We start from the raw sequence: 17,628 nt of genomic DNA on the forward strand, positions 1-17,628 counted from the left end.
ACCTGAAGCTCGGCAAGAATTTGAAAAATCTCGACGGGCTTCAGGAATTCCTGAACCGCGCCGCCAGGCCGCCGAAGGCGGCAAAGGGCGAGCCTTCCAGCAGATAGGCGAGGCCCATGCGCGCGCCGAGCACGATGGAGGCCATGGCGAGTGGCGCGGAGACGGCCAGCACCGACACCGCGCTGATGCCCTGGCCGATGGTGCAGCCCATGGCGAAGATGCCGCCCGCGCCCATCAGGAAGCCACCGACCAGATGGCGGCCGAGTTCGCGGGCATCGTCGCAGGCTTCCCAGCGGATGTCGCGGCGGCGCCACGCGCACAGCGCCGCGCCGAGAATGACGCCGACGACGAGGCCAACCCCGTAGTCCGGCAGAACGCCGGTGAAGGCGACAATCTGCAGGATGGAATCGGCGACCGGGGCGACGAAGGAGGCTGATTCGATCTGTACCGGATTGAAGGAATGGCGGCTCGCCAGTGTCGTCGCCAGCCAGCCGAACGCGATCACCAGGCCGATTGTCGTTCCGGTCGCGATCAGGCCCGTCCGGGCGCGGTAGGAGCGCGCCGCAAACACCCATGCCAGCATCGCCACGGCGACCACTGCTGCGACCACCAGGCGCATGTCGACGCGGGCAAGGTTTGACAGGATTGACCCGAGCGACTGGTCGCCGGCGAAGGAAAGGTCGGCCGCCAGACGGTCGACGATTTCGACCCGTCCCTGCGCGACAAGACCGCGCTGCGCCGACAGCGCCGACAGGCCGAGAACGGTCAGCACCACCAGCGAGCGCAGGCTGCCGCCGCCAAGCCGCACCAGCGCGCCGAAGCCGCAGGTTCCCGCCAGCGCCATGCCGAAGCCGAAGCCTAGGCCGCCGATGATCGCGCCCGTCCAGGCAAGGTTTGGCGACAGGTAGAAGCTGGCGCTTGTGTCGGCGAGGCCGGCAAGTTGCAGCGCCTGGGTCGCGACCAATGCAACCGCCGCCGCAAGCACCCAGGTGCGCACGCCCGAACTGTCGTCGGCGTGCCAGTGCCGCTCCAGCGCGCTCATGGTGCAAAAGTGCTGCCAGCGCGCGACGAAGCCCATGCAAATTCCGGCCACAAGCCCGGCGAGCGGGAGGAACCAAGACGAGGCGATGAATTCCAAGGCTTCCTCCCCGTGGTGCGTCCTAAAGCCCGTCGCGATTTTTCATAGTCGCTTGCCGCGCTTTTGGTCCTTGTTTTCTCGACATGCTCTAGCCCAATTCGCCGCGCACCGGCGCGCAGAACAGCTGGTAGAGCGACCCGATAATGGCCGAAACCTCCGCGCCGGCGATCGAATAGTAGATCACCCTGCCGTCACGCCTGGTCTTGACCAGCCCGTCGAAGCGCAGCCGGGCCAATTGCTGCGACACCGCCGCCTGTGGCAGGCGCATGATGTTTTCGAGGTCCGTCACCGATTTTTCGCCCTCCGACAGGATGCACAGGATGAGCAGCCGGCTTTCATGCGACAGCGCCTTCAGAAGGTCGCTGGCCTTGCGCGCCTGCGCCAGCAGGAGGTCGAATTCCTCCTGCGATTGGTCGGGACTGAGTTTCGGCAGGTTCAGCATGGCGCGGCCACTGTTCGGGTAAAAATCGTGTCGGTCCATGACGGCATTGGCAGGGGCCTATCCATTGCCTGGCGGCAGCTTGGCGAGCATGTCGTTGACAAGATACCAGAAGAATTGGTCACCCGGATAGCCTCTGAGGCGGGCGACCTCCCTGCCCTCGTCCAGCAGGATGAAGGTGGGGGTGAAACGTTCGGCCGAAATGCCCGCAAGTTCCTCCGGCCAGGGGGCGGTGATGTCGACGCGCCGCAGCGGCGCGCGCATCCCCTCCGGCGTGTTCGGCCAGGTCGGCGCTATTTCGGCGTCGAAACGCGCGCACCACGGGCAGCCGGGCTGGACCAGCATGAGCATTTCGGCCGCGCCGGCGATGCCCGGCAGGGCCATGAAAGCGAACCAGCAGATGACAAGTTTGAGTGCGCGCACGGCAGGGAACCAGTTTGTCGATTGCAATATATAGTCATTTCTGAATATCTTGGTAGCCCATTGCAGTGCGCGCTTGAGATATGGGGAAAGCGCGCCGGACCGCGGGGAAGAAAAATGCTCAACGTCACCATTGGCGGCGCCTTCCTGGCCGGTCTGCTGTCCTTCGTATCGCCTTGCGTGCTGCCGATCGTGCCGCCCTATCTGGCATGGCTGGCGGGGGTAAGCTTCGACCAGCTCAAGGCCGACAAGCAGGCCTCTGCGCAGCGGCAAAAGATTCTGCTTTCCGCGCTGGCCTTCGTGCTAGGCTTCACCACGGTCTTCGTCGCGCTGGGTGCAACCGCAAGCTTCGTCGGCAAGGCGGTCGCGCAGTATTTCGATACGCTGTCCATCATCGCCGGCGTCGTCCTCATCGTCATGGGGCTGCATTTCATGGGCGTGTTCCGCATCGCGCTGCTGTTTCGCGAAGCGAGGGTTCAGGTCGCGCGCAAGCCGGTCGGGCTGGTTGGGGCCTATGTGGTGGGCCTTGCCTTCGCCTTCGGCTGGACGCCGTGCGTGGGGCCGGTGCTGGCAGCGATCCTGTTCGTGGCGGGTTCGGCCGGCACGGCGGCCAAGGGCGCGATGCTGCTCGCCGTCTATTCGCTCGGCATCGGCATCCCGTTCCTTCTGGCAGCCGCTTTCGCCGGCCCGTTCCTGCGCTGGGCGACGGGATTCAGGCGTCACATGGAGAAGGTCGAGAAGGCGATGGGCGGGCTGCTGGTGATAACCGGCATCCTGTTCGTGACCGGAAAGATGTCTGTGATATCCTACTGGCTGCTCGAAACATTCCCCATATTCCAGTCGATCGGATAGGATTTCGTCATGCTCAAAGCCGCATTCGCCCTTCTCGCGCTCCTGATCGTCGGCACCGCCCCGGCCTTTGCCGAAACGGGCGACGACGGCCTGCACAAGGAGGACTGGTTCAGCCTGACCTTCCGCGACGTAGGCGAGGACATCGCGCAGGCAAAGTCGCAGGGCAAGCGGCTCGCCATCGTCATCGAACAGCGCGGTTGCATCTATTGCAGGCAGATGCACGAAAAGCTGTTGAGCGATCCGGAGGTGCGCGACTACATCAAGGCCAACTACATGGTCGTGCAATACAATATGTTCGGCGACGAGGAGGTCACCGATACGGACGGCGCGGTGCTGACCGAAAAGACGGCCACGCGCAAATGGGGCTATCTGTTCACGCCGACCATCGTGTTCCTGCCGGAGGACGCGCCGCAAGACAAGTCGGTCGCGCAGGCGGCGGTTGCGGTCATGCCCGGCGCCTTCGGCAAATGGACCTTCCTCGACATGTTCAAATGGGTGCGCGAGAAGGGCTATGAGACAGACGAGCCGTTCCAGATCTATCACTCGCGCCACATCGCCGAGGCACGCGCCGCCGGCAAGCTGGACGCGGAATAGCCTTCCGCCGGCCCGGTCGGTCGGCATATATGCAGAAATTCATATTTTTCGATTGACCTTTCCCGGTCGGCGTTTATCTTGCGAACCGGAGGGATGGAACCGCGCGCGGTTCCGCAAAAATATTGAACGCGACATGGGAGGGACTGCCGTTATGCAAGCGGGGAAGGTTATTGTCGTCGCAGCGACCCTGTCGATGCTGGCGGGCGCGGCCTGGGCCGCCGACGCGGCACCGAACGACGTGAAGTTCGTCGACAATGCGGTTTCTCAGTCGCTGACCGGTAAGCCCGGCGACGCCGCCAAGGGCGCGGAAGTTCTCGTCAGCCGCAAACTCGGCAACTGCCTCGCCTGCCACCAGGTAAGCGCGCTGAACAAGGAACTCTTTCACGGCGATCTCGGTCCGTCCCTGGACGGCGCGGGAAGTCGCTGGAAGCCGGAAGAACTTCGCGCCATCGTCACCGATTCCAAGCATGTGTTCGGCCCCGATACGGTGATGCCGGGCTTCTATTCGCTCAATGTCGGCGTGAACGTTAGCAAGGATCTCGTCGGCAAGACCATTTTGACCGCCGAGCAGGTCGAGGACGTGGTCGCCTATGTGGCGACGTTGAAGGACTAGCGCGGCAAGCGCGGGAGACGGACATGAATTTGAACAGACGGCAGGCATTGGCGGTTTCGGCGGGCGCGGCGGCGTTCGTCCTCGCGGGCGCGCGGGTTGATCCCGCCAGCGCGACGCCCGAGGCCACAGCCAAGGCGATCGCCGACTTCGCAGGCGGCAAGACGCCGGAAACAGGCAAGCTCACGCTTACCGCGCCGGAAATCGCGGAGAACGGCAACACGGTGCCGATCTCGGTCAGCGTCGACAGCGTGATGAGCGGCGACGACATGGTGCAGTCGGTCATCATCCTGGCCGAAGGCAATCCCAATCCGGCCGTCGCGACATTCAACTTTACCGCCATGAGCGGGGCCGCGGAGGCGACAACGCGCATGCGGCTGGCCAAGACGCAGAACGTGATCGCCGTCGCCAGGATGGCCGACGGCTCCGTCTACATGGACAAGAAGGAAGTCAAGGTCACCATCGGCGGCTGCGGCGGCTGACGGCGGCAAGATTTTAGGAGCATTGACAAATGGCAACACCCAAACCGCGCGTCAAGGTGCCGAAAACGGCGAAGGCGGATGAGATCATCGTCATCAAGACGCTGATCAGCCACACGATGGAATCCGGTCAGCGCAAGGACAAGGACGGCAAGGTGATCCCGCGTGAGATCATCAACAAGTTCGCTTGCGAATTCAACGGAACGCCGGTGTTTTCCTGCGACATAGACCCCGCTGTCTCGGCCAACCCGTATTTCGAGTTCAAGGCAAAGGTAACGGAGAGCGGCACGTTCAAGTTCACCTGGGTGGACGACAACGGCTCGATCTACACCGACGAGCAGAAGATCGAAGTGAGCTGAGACGGCAGCACCGGCCGACTGCCGGAGCGGGTTGACAGGGAACTGGGGAGGGAAGGCAAGTTGAACAAGACAGTGCTGGCAATCGCGGCCGCGGCGATATTCACGACCGGCCTTGTCGCCGTCGCCTATTCCGATCCGGTCGACGATCAATTGGTCATCGACGGCAAGGAGATGATCACCAAGACGAAGGCGCCGGAGGGCTATCCGATCGACACCGTCTATTCCGGCTGGCTGTTCCGCGAAGCCGAGACTCGCGCGCTGGAGGCCGATTCCTTCGCCAACCCCGGCATGCTCTATGTCGAGCGCGGGCAGGATATCTGGAACACGGTGGACGGAACCATGGGCAAGTCCTGCGCGTCCTGCCACAATGACGCCGCCGAGATGATGAAGGACATCGCCGCGCACTACCCGAAGTGGGACGACGATGCCAAGCGGCCGGTCAATATCGAGCTGCAGATCGACAAGTGCCGCACCGAGCACATGGGCGCCGAAGCCTACAAGTTCGACACCGCCGACCAGAAGGCGCTGACCACCTTCATCAAATACCAGTCTCTCGGCACGCCGATGTCGGTCGACCTCAAGCAGGGCGACATGCAGAGTTGGTGGGACAAGGGCAAAACCGAATACTACACCCGCACCGGTCAGTTGAACCTCGCCTGCGCCTCCTGCCATGAGGCCAGCATGGGCAAGCACATCCGCGCCGACCATCTGAGCCAGGGCCAGGCCAACGGTTTCCCGACCTATCGGCTCAAGCAGGCCGACATGGTGTCGCTGCACAACCGCCTGCGCGGCTGCATTCGCGACACGCGCGCCGAAATGCCCAAGGCGTTCTCGGACGAGTTGATGGCGCTGGAGGTCTATGTGACCTGGCGCGGCACGGGCTTGTCGGTGGAAACGCCGGCGGTGAGGCAGTAGCTCTCCCCTGCCCGCGAAAGTTCACGCTGCCCCCCCTCATCCGTCACTGGGTGACACCCTCTCCCCGCAAACGGGGAGTGGGGAAGGCGTTGTTTACCCCGCGCCATACCCTTAAATCGACAAGGAAGCCCCATGTTCTCACGCCGCGAATTCCTGATGGCCGCGACCGCGCTTTCGGCGATCGCCGGGCCGGGGCTGGTCGGCCGCTGGTCGCGCGCGGCCGCAGCACAAGCGCTGAAGGAAAGCGACCTGCTCGACTTCGAGCCGATGGGCAATGTCACGCTTGTCCACATCACCGACATCCATGCGCAACTCATGCCTATCTATTTCCGCGAGCCGTCGACCAATCTCGGCGTCGGCGCGGTGGCCGGCCTGCCGCCGCATGTCACCGGCGCGGATTTTCTAAAACTCTACAATATTGAACCGGGTAGCCCGCACGCCTATGCGCTGACCTCCGAGGACTTTTCGGCGCTGGCCAAGACCTACGGCAGGATGGGCGGGCTGGACCGCATCGCCGCGATTGTCAAGCGCATCCGCGCCGAGCGCGGCGACAAGGTGCTGCTGCTCGACGGCGGAGACACCTGGCAAGGCAGCTACACCTCGCTCCAGACCAAGGGGCAAGACATGGTGGACGCCTTCAACGCGCTCGCCCCCGACGCCATGACCGGCCACTGGGAATTCACCTACGGCACGGACCGGGTGAAGGAGATCGTGGACGGCCTGCCGTTCTCCTTCCTCGGCGGCAACATCTTCGACACCGAATGGGACGAACCGGCCTTCGACGCCATCAAGATGTTCGAGAAAAGCGGGGTGAAGATCGCCGTCATCGGCCAGGCATTCCCCTATACGCCGATCGCCAATCCGCGCTGGATGTTCCCCAACTGGTCGTTCGGCATCCGCGAGGAGGAGGTGGCGAAGAACGTCGCGGCGGCGCGCAAGCAGGGGGCCGACCTCGTCGTGCTGCTGTCGCACAACGGCTTCGACGTGGACCGCTCGCTGGCCGCGCGCGTCGAGGACATCGACGTGATCCTGACCGGCCACACGCATGATGCGCTGCCCGAGCCGGTGCTGGTCGGCAAGACGCTGCTGATCGCCTCCGGATCGCACGGCAAGTTCATTACCCGCCTCGATCTCGACGTGCAGGACGGCGCGGTGAAGGGCTTCCGCCACCGCCTGATCCCGGTGTTTTCCGACGTGATCGCACCTGACGCCGACATGACAAAACTGGTCACGGATCTGCGTGCGCCTTACGCGGTGGAACTCAAGCGCGAGCTGGCCACCACCGAGGCGCTGCTTTACCGGCGCGGCAATTTCAATGGCACCTTCGACGACCTGATCTGCGCAGCGCTCATGGAAGTGCGCGAGGCCGACATCGCGCTCTCGCCCGGCTTCCGCTGGGGCACGTCGGTGCTGCCGGGCGAAACGATCACGGTGGAGGACCTCTACAATGCCTGCGGCATGACCTATCCGGCCGCCTACCGCTCGGCCATGACCGGCGCGACGCTGAAGACCATTATGGAAGACGTCGCCGACAACCTCTTCAACAAGGACCCCTATTACCAGCAGGGCGGCGATATGGTGCGCGTCGGCGGCATGGGCTACGCGATCGACCCGAACGGCGAGATGGGCGGCCGCATCTCCGACATGACGCTGTTGAAAACCGGCGAGGCGATCGACCCCGCCAAGGAATACCAGGTGGCCGGCTGGGCCTCGGTCAACGAAGAAACGCAAGGCCCGCCGATCTGGGACGTGGTGGAGCAGTACCTGACGCGCCATCCCACCGTCCAACTCGAAGAAAACCGGTCGGTAAAAGTGGCCGGCTGAGCCGCTGCAACCGGTAGACAGCGCAGGTGCGCCCTGATACATATAAACAATCATATGTATCTATGAATGTGGAGGCGGCGATGGCGGAGCGGAGCGGGAGCGGGCAGTCGCGGCGCGGCTTCCTGAAAGCCGGGCTGGCCGGCGGGGCGGCGCTTGCGGGGGGGCTGGCGTCCGGCCGAGCGCTAGCCGCCGACGATCCGGCGATCACGCAAATCCAGGACTGGAACCGCTATTCCGGCGACGGGGTGGACGCGCATCCCTACGGCATGCCTTCGCCCTTCGAGAAGGATGCGGTGCGCCGCAACGTGCCCTGGCTGACGGCCGATCCGATCTCCTCGGTCAATTTCACGCCCCTGCACAAGCTCGACGGCATCATCACCCCGAACGGGCTCTGCTTCGAGCGCCACCACGGCGGCGCGGCGGTGGTCGATCCGGCAAAGCACCGGCTGATGATCAACGGGCTGGTCGAAAAGCCGCTGGTCTTCACCATGGACGATTTGCGGCGCTTCCCGCGCGTGAACAAGATCTACTTCCTCGAATGCGCCGCCAATTCCGGCATGGAGTGGCGCGGCGCGCAGTTGAACGGCTGCCAGTTCACGCACGGCATGGTGCATTGCGTGCTATATACCGGCGTGCTCCTGAAGGACATTCTGGCCGAGGCCGGTGTCAAGGCTGCTGGCAGATGGGTGCTGGCCGAGGGCGGGGATTCGGCTGCCATGACGCGCTCGATCCCCATGGAAAAGGCGCTGGACGACTGCATGGTGGCCTTCGCCATGAACGGCGAGGCGCTGCGCGTCGAGCAGGGCTATCCGGTGCGGCTGGTGGTACCGGGCTTCGAAGGCAATATGTGGGTGAAATGGCTGCGCCGGCTGGAAGTCGGCGACGAACCCTGGGAGCAGCGCGAGGAAACCTCGAAATACACCGACCTTCTGGCCAACGGAAAGGCGCGGCATTTCACCTGGGGGATGGACGTGAAGTCGGTCATCACCAATCCCAGCCCGCAAGCGCCGATTACCCATGGCAAGGGGCGGCTGGTGCTGTCGGGGCTTGCCTGGTCGGGCAATGGCACGGTCGCGCGCGTCGACGTCTCGACCGATGGCGGCCGCAACTGGAAGCCGGCCCGCATCGACGGGCCGAGCCTGCCGATGGCGCTGCACCGCTTCTATTATGAGATGGATTGGGACGGGTCCGACATGTTCCTGCAGTCGCGCGCGATGGATGAGAAGGGCTTTGTCCAGCCTACAAAACAGCAACTCAGGGCAGTGCGCGGCGCCAACTCCATCTATCACAACAACGGCATTCAGACCTGGTACGTGGACAAGAACGGAGCGGCCGAAAATGTCGAGATTTCCTGAAAGCGCGCTCGCTGCCGCGCTGGCGGCGTTCTGCCTGGCCGGAACGGCTTTCGCCGGCGATCCGGCCGCCGGCGAGCAGGTGTTCAAAAGGTGCAAAGCCTGCCACGCCGTCGGCGAAAGCGCGAAACACCGCGTCGGGCCGGAGCTTAACGACCTGATCGGCCGCATGGCCGGCACCGCCGAAGGCTACCGCTATTCGTCGGCCATGGAGAAGGCCGGCGCGGGCGGGCTGGTGTGGAACGCGGAAACGCTGGCCCAGTTTCTCGACGACCCGAAGGGCATGGTGAAGGGGACGAAAATGTCCTTCGCCGGGCTGAAAAAACAGGCCGACATCGACAATGTGATCGCCTATGTCGCAACCTTCTCGAAGCCGGCCGATGCGGGCGAGACAGCGCCGAAGCCCGAGGACAAGAAGACTGAAACGACGCCGGCGGAACCGAAAGAGGCGAGCGTCGAGGCCGAACCCGGCAAGCCCGCCGTAGTCGCGACGCCAGCCGGCGAAGGCGCCGGATTAACCTATCATCTCGGCCGCGTCGCCACCGCCGGCGAGATCGCCGCCTGGGACATCGACGTGCGCCCGGATGGCGTTGGCCTGCCGGAAGGCCACGGCACCGTGACCCAGGGCGAAAAGCTTTTCGACGAGAATTGTTCGTCGTGCCACGGTGATTTCGGCGAGGCGGTCGGCCGCTGGCCGGCGCTGGCGGGCGGCCAGGGTTCTTTGAAGGACGACCGCCCGGTCAAGAGCGTGGGCTCCTACTGGCCGTATCTTTCGACGGTTTACGACTACATCCGCCGCGCCATGCCGTTCGGCAATGCGCGCTCGCTGTCGGACGACGACGTCTATGCGCTGACGGCCTATGTGCTCTATCTCAACGACATCGTGACGGATGAGGATTTCGAGTTGTCGAAAGCCAATTTCGGTACGATCGAGATGCCCAACAAGCAGAATTTCATCGCCGATGATCGCGCCGAGGAACCGGAATATCTCGCCAATAAAAACAATCCCTGCATGACGGACTGCGTTCCGGGGGGGGCCAGGATCACCATGCACGCCGAGGTGCTGGATGTTACCCCGGAAGTCCAGGAAGGCGACGACAAGAAGCCGAGCGCAGGGATCGAATAGGTCCGAGGCTGGGTCCGCGACGGCATTGGTGTCCGCTCGTTCATTTTGAGCAAAGCCGGGCGGGCTTGCGCCCGCTTCGCGCGGGAACGAAATTCCAAAACTCGCCGCCGATAGGAGCCCGTTCCACGAAATAGGCAGGATCGGCATTATCTTTATCGCCGTGGCGCGTATTTCGAAAATCCATACCTGCCCCGGCACGCCAGCCATGACTATCCTGCGTCGGAACGTAGGAGATTGCCGTGGATATGGTCCCGCTTATCGACGCCTTTGGCGAAACGCAGGCCGCGGCCATAGGCGGTGCCGTACTTGGGCTTCTCTTCGGCTTTTTCGCCCAGCGCAGCGCTTTCTGCACCCGCTCGGCCGTTCTCGACATCACGCGCGGCCGCGACTTGAAGGCGCTCGCCGTCTGGTCGGCCGGCTTCGCCGCTGCGATCCTCGGCGTGCAGTTTCTGCTCTATGGCGGCGTGCTCTCCGCCGTCGACACGCGCTTCTTCGGCACGCCGCAGAGCTTGTCGGGCGCGCTTGCCGGGGGCCTCGTCTTCGGCGTCGGCATGGCGCTGACGCGCGGCTGCGTGTCGCGCCTGCTGGTGCTTGGTGCTTCGGGCAATCTGCGCGCCGTATTCTGCATCCTCGTCACCGGCCTTGTCAGTTGGGCGACCTATGACGGCATTCTCGTGCCGCTGCGCGACTGGCTCTCGTCTCTCGCCAGAACCGGGCTGATCGGCGGTAACGACCTGCTGGCCCTTGGCGGTCTCGACCAGCGCGCGGGCGTGGCGATCGGCGGCGTCCTCGCCATTGTCGCGCTGGCTGTCACCCTCAAGGCGCGGCCTGCCCTGTGGCGCGTTGCGGGCGGCGTCGGAGTCGGCCTGACGGTGGTGGGCGGCTGGTACTTCACCTATCAGCTTTCGCTACAGGTGTTCGAGCCTATCCAGGCCGAAAGCCTGTCCTTCATCCGACCGCTGGCGACCAGCGCGAGCCTGGCAACCGACGCGGCGTCGGGCTTCGGGCTCGATCAGGGCCTGCTGGCGGGAACGCTGGTCGGCGCTTTCCTGGCGGCGATCCTGTTTCGAGAGTTCCGGATCGTCACCTTCGCCGAACCCGGCGCGCCGTCGATCCTGCGCTATGCGGCAGGCTCGGTGCTGATGGGATTTGGCGGCATTCTCGCGGTCGGCTGCACCATCGGCGCAGGCTTCACCGGCGGCGCGGTGCTTGCCGCCACCTCTCTTCTGGCGCTTGCCGCGATGATGGCCGGCGCGGCGCTCGCCGACCGTCTGGTCGACGGCCGCGTCAACAAGGCCGCCACCGTTGGAGGAGCAGCGGTACCGGCCGAGTAGCGGCGGCGCAGCGCCCGCCTGACAACCCAAGGTCGCCACGACGAGAATTTCAGCTGAGAGACGGCGGCCCGGGGAGATTGTCCCCGCCGTCCAAGGCATCGGCGAAGCTGTGGTTGATGTCCCTGTGCAGGGCTTCGTCTTCCCGGATCGCAGCAATGGCATCGCTCAACCGCGCGTCGGGCGGCAGGTTCCAATAGGCAATCGCCAATGCCGGCGCCGGCGGGTTGTCCTGCCGGCCATCCTGGATTTCATCGAGATATTGTCCGTAACCACGCACGGCATCTTCGGCGAAGTATCCGGCAATGCGGTGGCCGGTGCGCGGGGAAAAAAGATAGAGCAGAAAGTGGGCATTGTAGAAAAGCCCTTGCGCGATCAGCACGACAAAACGCTCGAACACGTTCGGGCGGTCGATTGCCACGAACACCATCAAATGCGCCCGCTGGGTCTCGGCCTCGTTCAGCAAGGCGCGAATCCAGCCGCGATCGTCGATCATGAGACGCAGGCATTTGAGATGAAGCAGCGTTGCCGCCACCATGCCGGGAACCGCCGCAATCGTCTCAAGCACGATCGTACGGTGGCGATAACGCCGGCCAAACAACGCGCCGGCAACGAACTGGACCATGCCGACCAGACGATAGGCGATGCGATCGGAAACCGTCCGCGGGACGTGGTGGCGCGACAGATCTGTCTTGTCTATGGTCAACATGGCTCGCAACAACATCCTATGGCGTCTCTCACATTATAATCAGATCGATCGCTGACAAAGGCCGACAATGAATTCCGCAGCAATATCTGTGGAAGGCACCGGTCGCGAGCCGTTCTAGGCTGCCGCAGCGTATCTGGTTTTGCGGCAAAACAAGATATGCTGATTAAACTGCGCAAGCGCTGCAAGACCCGCCGGCCGCGTGACCGCCACGTCGGATGAACAGGAGATCGGAAACACAGGCGATGGTGGGCGGACAAACGGACCTGAACATATTGGCGGGTACCGAAATCTTCCGCTCGCTGCCGATGGAGGCCATCGAGGAGGCCTGCCGCCTGGCCGTCCGCAAGCGCATTGCCAAGAGAACGGTGCTTTACCACCAGGGCGATGCGGTTGACAGTTTCCACGTCGTCATTGTCGGGCGCCTGCGCGCGGTCCAGACCGCCCCGGACGGCAGCCAGGTCGCGCTGCGTTATCTGGGACCGGGCGAGTTGGCGGGCTATGCCGCTCTCGCGGGAATTGCGGCCTATCCCGGCACGGTAAGCGCCGTCGAAGACACCCACCTGTTTTCCTGGTCCACGCATACCATTCAGCAGTTGATGGGCAAGCATGTGCAGATCGCGATAAACGCGGTTGCGGTGCTGGGAACGCGTTATCAGGAAACACAGACAAGGTTGCGCGAGCTTTCCACGGAAACCGTCGAGCGCCGTATCGCCCATACGTTGACGCGTCTGGCAAAACAGGCCGGACGACGCACTGCCCAGGGGATCGAAATCTGCTTCCCGCTGTCGCGGCAGGATTTTGCCGAACTGGCGGGAACGACGCTGCATACGGTCAGCCGAACGCTTAGCGCCTGGGAAAAGGACGGCATCGTTTCGAGCACGCACCGATATATCGTCATCCACCGGCCCGATGTCCTGGAAGAGATCAAGGAGGATGTGACCTAGCCGGGGCTCGTCATCTCACCTGGGGTGCGGCGGCGCGCCGCCGCCTGGCGAAGAATCGAAATTTTGTCCGGCAGCAAAGATTCCGCCAGGCATCGGTTTAGGACTGGCGTCAACAAAGGCCACGAAGGAGAGTGGAAATGTTGACGAGACGCGAAGCCCTGTTTGGAACGATGACCGGAGCGGCCACGGCGGCCCTCCTGACGGCGGTGGCGGCAACGCCCGCAAACGCACGGCCCCCGATAGCGGATATCAGCACCCTGCCCCACGAACGCATAATGCTGGTCAAGCCGCCCTTCGTGCACGCGCACCGGCAGGTCGCTATCGACGGCCCCAAGATCGTCGAATTCCAGTTGACCGTGAAGGAACAGCCCATGATCATCGACGACGAGGGAACGACCATGCAGGCCATGACCTACAATGGCTCGATCCCGGCGCCGATGATGGTGGTGCACGAAGGCGACTATGTGGAACTGACGTTGGTCAATCCCGAAACCAACGAAATGCCGCACAATGTCGACTTCCATGCCGCCACCGGCGCTCTGGGTGGTGCCGCGCTGACGGAGGTCAATCCCGGCGAACAGGCGACTTTGCGTTTCAAGGCGACGCGCGCCGGCGCCTTCGTCTATCACTGCGCGCCGGCCGGCATGATCCCCTGGCATGTGGTGACGGGCATGAGCGGCACCATCATGGTGCTGCCGCGCGAGGGGTTGAAGGATGAAAACGGCAAGCCGCTGCACTACGACCGCATCTTCTACATCGGCGAGAACGAGTTCTACATCCCGCGTGACGAGAACGGCAAGTTCAAGGACTACGCATCGCTTGGCGAGAGTTATGACGACACGCTCAAAGTGATGCGCGGCCTGATCCCGACCCATGTCGTGTTCAATGGCAAGGTCGGTGCGCTGACCGGCGACAACGCGCTCAAGGCCAATGTCGGGGAGACGGTCCTGTTCGTCCATGCGCAGGCCAACCGCGACACCCGCCCGCACCTGATCGGCGGCCATGGCGACCATGTGTGGGAGTTGGGCAAGTTCCACAACCCGCCGGCCAAGGACCTCGAAACCTGGTTCGTGCGCGGCGGCTCTGCGGGAGCGGCGCTCTACACTTTCCGGCAGCCGGGCGTCTATGCCTATGTCAACCACAACCTCATCGAGGCGGCCGAACTCGGCGCCACCGCGCACATCATGGTGGAAGGCGAGTGGGACAACGACCTGATGGCGCAGGTGAGCGCGCCATCCCCGATCGCCTCCCTCTGACGGGCCAAAGCTCGAAGACGAATGGCGGCCCGTCGATTTCGGCGGGCCGTTCTTTTGAGGGCAAAACCATGCGATTGCCGATAATGGCGGCGGCGGCACAGCCGCAATGGCACTGGCCATCGGTGCTGTGGCCAAAACCGCGAAAGAGGCAGTGGTGCCGCCCGTTGCGACGGTTTCGGTGAACCCTGGCGCTCAGGCGCCCTTCGGTGCCGCCGCTTTTTCCATTTCCTCAAGCGCAAGCGCGGAATGGGCATAGGCACCCCCTGCCCGCATTTCGGCCGCGATCCAGATCGCTTCCATCAATTCCTGCTCGCTGGCGCCATGGCGCAAGGCGGCCTTGGTGTGTCCCTTGATGCAATAGGGGCATTGCGTGACATGCGCCACGGCAACCGCGATGAGTTGCTTGACCTTTACCGACAGCGCCCCTTCGGCAAAGACTTTCTGGCTGAACGCCTGGAACGCCGCCTCGGTATCCGGCGCAAGCGCGCGGCGCTTCTTGGCAAATTCCGCGGTAGCGGTCGGATACATTCCTTCGGACATTTGTATTTCTCCTTTTCAAGGCGCCATGAATAGTTCGGGGCCATGCGGCGCTTGGCGTCGGCCGTTACCGCAGATCACCAAGATCATGCGGTGCTATGCCACCAAGCCTGCATGCTGGGATGCAGGCGGCAAGTTGTCGGTGACGACATCTCGGCCGGACAGTCTTTTCCGTCTCCGGCAACTCGATCATTCAGCGGTGATCAATGCTGGTTCGGCGATGCGCTCCGCCTCTGCCCGCGCCACCGCGATGGCCATCCAGTCGCGATAAAGGCCCCGATCCTCCCGCGAGAACGCCATTCTCCCCTTCATATCGTCGAATGTCTCGCCGACGCGGCACCGGTCATAGTCTGCTCGAATGAGGGCTTCCAGATATGTGCGTTCGGCTTCACCGGCCGGCTTGGCGAAATCATGCGAATTGGTCAGCATGACAGCTTCCTTTCCTCCGCATCGGAGACATGAATATCGGGACGCTCGGCCCGTTCGATGGCGGTGAGCACCCATGAAAGGCATTCGCCAAGAGATTGGCCGGCGACCCTCAAGAGCGCCTCGAGTTGCTCGGGGTGCGACGGTTCGAACCCGTGGCGCACCGGGGCGAAGATCGCTCGCGGCATGTCCAGTGTCCGCCACATTGCGGCCGCAGCGGAGGCAAGCGCGCTACGCATCCGACGTCTCCCTCGCACGCCTGTTGCGAAGTCGAACGTGCCAGACATCCGGTCCCTCTTCCAGATAGGCCCACAGGCAATGCGCCGCGTGCTTCGTCTCAAGCTGGAACCGCAAAGGTTTTGGATCGTGGTCGGCTATGAGCTGCAGGGTTCCTCCGTCCGGCAGATGCTCGAACAACTGGAGAATGACCATGTGGCGGTGTCGCGGATCGATTTGCCTGACGTCGATCACGCGCTCATCTGCGGGAATCCATTCCATCATCGCCTCGCCCTTAAAGATACATTATTTATGTATCTTTAAGGGCGAGGCGATTCAAGGCGAAAAGCGCCATTTCCTGCCCCAGCAGCGCCGGCGGACGAGTCGCTCTGGGCCGCCTGATCCGTCACGGTGTCAGCTTGCCTGACTGGCCAGCAGCCCCGCCTTCGTTTCCTTGAACGGGACGAAGCCGGGAAGGTCTTCTATACGTTTGAGCCACGCTCTGACGGAAGGATACGGTTCGAGTGAAACCCCGCCCTCGGGCGCCTTGGCGATGTAGCTGTAGCCGGCGCCGTCGGCGATCGTCGGTGTGTCGCCGACGGTGAAATTGCGATGGGCCAGTTCAGCGTCGAGCACTTTCAGCACATGGTTGGCCAGCGCCTTGGCCTTCTCGTGATCGATTGACGCTCCGAAAACGGTGACCATGCGCGCCGCCGCCGGACCGTTGGCGATCTGGCCGGCGGCCAGCGACAGCCATTGCTGGATGCGGGCCGCCGAAACCGGATCGGCGGGAAGCCAGTGCCCGTCATCGTATTTCTTGGCCAGATAGGTCAGGATCGCGTTGGAATCGTAGAGGCAGGCATCGCCGTCCTCGATCACCGGAACCTGGCCGAGCGGGTTCTTCGCGAGAAAATCCGGGCGCTTGTGGGCACCATGGGCGAGGTCGACGTCGATCAGCGTGTAGGGCAGACCGAGCAGGCCGAGGAACAATTGCACCCGGTGCGAATGGCCCGACAATTCGGCGCGGTAAAGCTTGATGGGTTGAACCGGTTTGGAGGACGCCACGGCAAGTCGCCCTGCTAAACGGAGGTTGGATCGTGAGCCTGTTGCTGCGAGGTGCGATCCGTCCGCCGGGCGAGCATGGGTCGAAGGCCGACCCTTGAGCGCCATGAGATGGCTCCGACGCCTCGCTGATGTCAACACTGGAATCTTCAGGCGAGCACTTGCCATCGATCCCGCCCTGATCGCTTGACAAGCCGCCCGTTAAGCCCAGACTTCGGGCGACCCCGAACTGCCGGTAACGGCTCGGGGTGTCGGCGGCCTTGACCTTGCCCCCTTTCCTGGGCGAGGGAAGATCAGGCGGTTTGATGCCGACCTTTGGAATAAACGGGCAGGGTAAAGAATATGATTGCAAACAAACCCACTATTCTCGTCAGCAAGACAGACCATGACCGCCTGACCCTGCTCGCCAATGGCCTGCTGGACAAGAAGCCCGAACTGGCCGACGAACTGCTCTCCGAACTCGAGCGCGCGGAAGTCGTCGAGGCATCGGCGATCCCGGCCGATACCATCCAGATGGGCACCCCGCTGGAATACGAACCCGATGACGGCCACAAGCGCCGGGTGACGCTGGTCTATCCGGCCGAAGCCGACATCGCGGAGGGCAAGGTCTCCATTTTAACGCCGATCGGCACGGCGCTGCTGGGTCTTCGCCCCGGACAATCCATCGACTGGGTCGCCAACGACCAGCGATCCCACCGCCTGACCGTCGTCTCCGTCGGTTAAGCTGCCGAAGAAACTCCGGATTGAAGGCCGTGGCCGCGATCACGGTGACGCCACTGGCTCGGCCGATCAAGGCCGAGGCGGACGCTGTCCGAGAGCGCTGCCGGACAGCGTTAAGGCTCCACCTTTGTGAGCCACTACATGGTCGGTCTTGTCGCTCTTGATTGAGGTGGACCCGCCTGCTGAGACAGTTTGGCGGGCGGCTTGGCTAAGGTGGATCGGGTTGTTTCTACGCCGCCAACTGCTCCGTCATTTCCGCCATAGCATAGACTTCGTCGGGCTTCCTGCCGCCGAAGTTCGAGTGTGGGCGTCGCTGGTT

22 protein-coding genes are annotated in these 17,628 nt (G+C 63.4%); 13 read left to right on the forward strand and 9 right to left on the reverse strand.

What is annotated here, in order from left to right; genetic code table 11:
• Window positions 1-40: 40 nt before the first annotated feature.
• From ACX3P1_RS14840 to ACX3P1_RS14850, 3 genes are all read right to left on the reverse strand, one after another.
• Entirely contained in the window at window positions 41-1,138 is a 1,098-nt protein-coding gene (locus ACX3P1_RS14840; RefSeq protein ID WP_459080354.1) for a YeeE/YedE family protein, read from the reverse strand.
• 88 nt (window positions 1,139-1,226) lie between these two features.
• A complete protein-coding gene (locus ACX3P1_RS14845; protein ID WP_459080381.1) occupies window positions 1,227-1,577 on the reverse strand; it encodes an ArsR/SmtB family transcription factor in 351 nt (116 codons plus the stop codon).
• A 60-nt stretch (window positions 1,578-1,637) separates the two neighbouring features.
• On the reverse strand, window positions 1,638-2,000 hold the full coding sequence (locus ACX3P1_RS14850; RefSeq protein ID WP_459080355.1) for a transcriptional regulator: 363 nt from the start codon (window positions 1,998-2,000) through the stop codon (window positions 1,638-1,640).
• Between the two features lie 114 nt (window positions 2,001-2,114).
• Here ACX3P1_RS14850 and ACX3P1_RS14855 point away from each other — a divergent pair, with 114 nt between their 5' ends.
• From ACX3P1_RS14855 to ACX3P1_RS14900, 10 genes are all read left to right on the forward strand, one after another.
• Complete coding sequence (locus tag ACX3P1_RS14855) at window positions 2,115-2,849, forward strand: cytochrome c biogenesis CcdA family protein (protein WP_459080356.1); 735 nt, start codon at window positions 2,115-2,117, stop codon at window positions 2,847-2,849.
• Window positions 2,850-2,858: 9 nt separating this feature from the next.
• A complete protein-coding gene (locus tag ACX3P1_RS14860) occupies window positions 2,859-3,443 on the forward strand; it encodes a SoxW family protein (RefSeq protein WP_459080357.1) in 585 nt (194 codons plus the stop codon).
• A 151-nt stretch (window positions 3,444-3,594) separates the two neighbouring features.
• Window positions 3,595-4,056, forward strand: coding sequence for a sulfur oxidation c-type cytochrome SoxX (soxX, locus tag ACX3P1_RS14865; protein ID WP_459080358.1), 462 nt, complete (start codon window positions 3,595-3,597; stop codon window positions 4,054-4,056).
• 23 nt (window positions 4,057-4,079) lie between these two features.
• On the forward strand, window positions 4,080-4,535 hold the full coding sequence (gene soxY, locus ACX3P1_RS14870; RefSeq protein ID WP_459080359.1) for a thiosulfate oxidation carrier protein SoxY: 456 nt from the start codon (window positions 4,080-4,082) through the stop codon (window positions 4,533-4,535).
• Window positions 4,536-4,564: 29 nt separating this feature from the next.
• On the forward strand, window positions 4,565-4,891 hold the full coding sequence (soxZ, locus tag ACX3P1_RS14875) for a thiosulfate oxidation carrier complex protein SoxZ (protein WP_459080360.1): 327 nt from the start codon (window positions 4,565-4,567) through the stop codon (window positions 4,889-4,891).
• 60 nt (window positions 4,892-4,951) lie between these two features.
• Window positions 4,952-5,806: a sulfur oxidation c-type cytochrome SoxA gene (gene soxA, locus ACX3P1_RS14880; RefSeq protein ID WP_459080361.1), complete on the forward strand. Its 855-nt coding sequence runs from the start codon at window positions 4,952-4,954 to the stop codon at window positions 5,804-5,806.
• A 132-nt stretch (window positions 5,807-5,938) separates the two neighbouring features.
• Window positions 5,939-7,630, forward strand: a complete 1,692-nt coding sequence (gene soxB / locus ACX3P1_RS14885) for a thiosulfohydrolase SoxB (protein ID WP_459080362.1) — start codon at window positions 5,939-5,941, stop codon at window positions 7,628-7,630.
• Between the two features lie 80 nt (window positions 7,631-7,710).
• The gene (gene soxC, locus ACX3P1_RS14890) at window positions 7,711-8,985 is read left to right on the forward strand and encodes a sulfite dehydrogenase (protein ID WP_459080363.1); all 1,275 of its coding nucleotides are present in this window, start codon (window positions 7,711-7,713) and stop codon (window positions 8,983-8,985) included.
• A complete protein-coding gene (locus tag ACX3P1_RS14895; RefSeq protein WP_459080364.1) occupies window positions 8,969-10,108 on the forward strand; it encodes a c-type cytochrome in 1,140 nt (379 codons plus the stop codon). The genes soxC and ACX3P1_RS14895 overlap by 17 nt, the downstream gene beginning before the upstream one ends.
• A 245-nt stretch (window positions 10,109-10,353) precedes the next feature.
• On the forward strand, window positions 10,354-11,442 hold the full coding sequence (locus ACX3P1_RS14900) for a YeeE/YedE thiosulfate transporter family protein (RefSeq protein ID WP_459080382.1): 1,089 nt from the start codon (window positions 10,354-10,356) through the stop codon (window positions 11,440-11,442).
• Between the two features lie 49 nt (window positions 11,443-11,491).
• Here ACX3P1_RS14900 and ACX3P1_RS14905 read toward each other — a convergent pair whose 3' ends face one another.
• Window positions 11,492-12,148, reverse strand: coding sequence for an alternative oxidase (locus ACX3P1_RS14905; RefSeq protein WP_459080365.1), 657 nt, complete (start codon window positions 12,146-12,148; stop codon window positions 11,492-11,494).
• 242 nt (window positions 12,149-12,390) lie between these two features.
• Between ACX3P1_RS14905 and ACX3P1_RS14910 the strand changes: the two genes are divergently transcribed.
• Together ACX3P1_RS14910 and nirK are read left to right on the forward strand one after the other, a co-directional pair.
• Complete coding sequence (locus tag ACX3P1_RS14910) at window positions 12,391-13,092, forward strand: Crp/Fnr family transcriptional regulator (protein WP_459080366.1); 702 nt, start codon at window positions 12,391-12,393, stop codon at window positions 13,090-13,092.
• A 137-nt stretch (window positions 13,093-13,229) separates the two neighbouring features.
• The gene (gene nirK / locus ACX3P1_RS14915) at window positions 13,230-14,348 is read left to right on the forward strand and encodes a copper-containing nitrite reductase (RefSeq protein WP_459080367.1); all 1,119 of its coding nucleotides are present in this window, start codon (window positions 13,230-13,232) and stop codon (window positions 14,346-14,348) included.
• A gap of 192 nt (window positions 14,349-14,540) precedes the next feature.
• Here the strand turns inward: nirK and ACX3P1_RS14920 are convergent, their stop codons facing one another.
• The 5 genes from ACX3P1_RS14920 to ACX3P1_RS14940 form a co-directional block, all read right to left on the reverse strand.
• On the reverse strand, window positions 14,541-14,888 hold the full coding sequence (locus tag ACX3P1_RS14920; protein WP_459080368.1) for a carboxymuconolactone decarboxylase family protein: 348 nt from the start codon (window positions 14,886-14,888) through the stop codon (window positions 14,541-14,543).
• A 186-nt stretch (window positions 14,889-15,074) separates the two neighbouring features.
• Window positions 15,075-15,314: a hypothetical protein gene (locus tag ACX3P1_RS14925; RefSeq protein ID WP_459080369.1), complete on the reverse strand. Its 240-nt coding sequence runs from the start codon at window positions 15,312-15,314 to the stop codon at window positions 15,075-15,077.
• Window positions 15,308-15,550 carry a hypothetical protein gene (locus tag ACX3P1_RS14930; protein ID WP_459080370.1) on the reverse strand — a complete coding sequence of 81 codons (243 nt, stop codon included), beginning with the start codon at window positions 15,548-15,550 and terminating at the stop codon, window positions 15,308-15,310. The genes ACX3P1_RS14925 and ACX3P1_RS14930 overlap by 7 nt, the downstream gene beginning before the upstream one ends.
• The gene (locus ACX3P1_RS14935) at window positions 15,543-15,812 is read right to left on the reverse strand and encodes a DUF2249 domain-containing protein (RefSeq protein ID WP_459080371.1); all 270 of its coding nucleotides are present in this window, start codon (window positions 15,810-15,812) and stop codon (window positions 15,543-15,545) included. The genes ACX3P1_RS14930 and ACX3P1_RS14935 overlap by 8 nt, the downstream gene beginning before the upstream one ends.
• 129 nt (window positions 15,813-15,941) lie before the next feature.
• On the reverse strand, window positions 15,942-16,565 hold the full coding sequence (locus ACX3P1_RS14940; RefSeq protein ID WP_459080383.1) for a glutathione S-transferase family protein: 624 nt from the start codon (window positions 16,563-16,565) through the stop codon (window positions 15,942-15,944).
• Between the two features lie 366 nt (window positions 16,566-16,931).
• Here ACX3P1_RS14940 and rnk point away from each other — a divergent pair, with 366 nt between their 5' ends.
• Window positions 16,932-17,312, forward strand: coding sequence for a nucleoside diphosphate kinase regulator (gene rnk, locus ACX3P1_RS14945; RefSeq protein WP_459080372.1), 381 nt, complete (start codon window positions 16,932-16,934; stop codon window positions 17,310-17,312).
• Window positions 17,313-17,628 lie beyond the last annotated feature (316 nt).

The organism is Mesorhizobium sp. A623 (assembly GCF_054489405.1).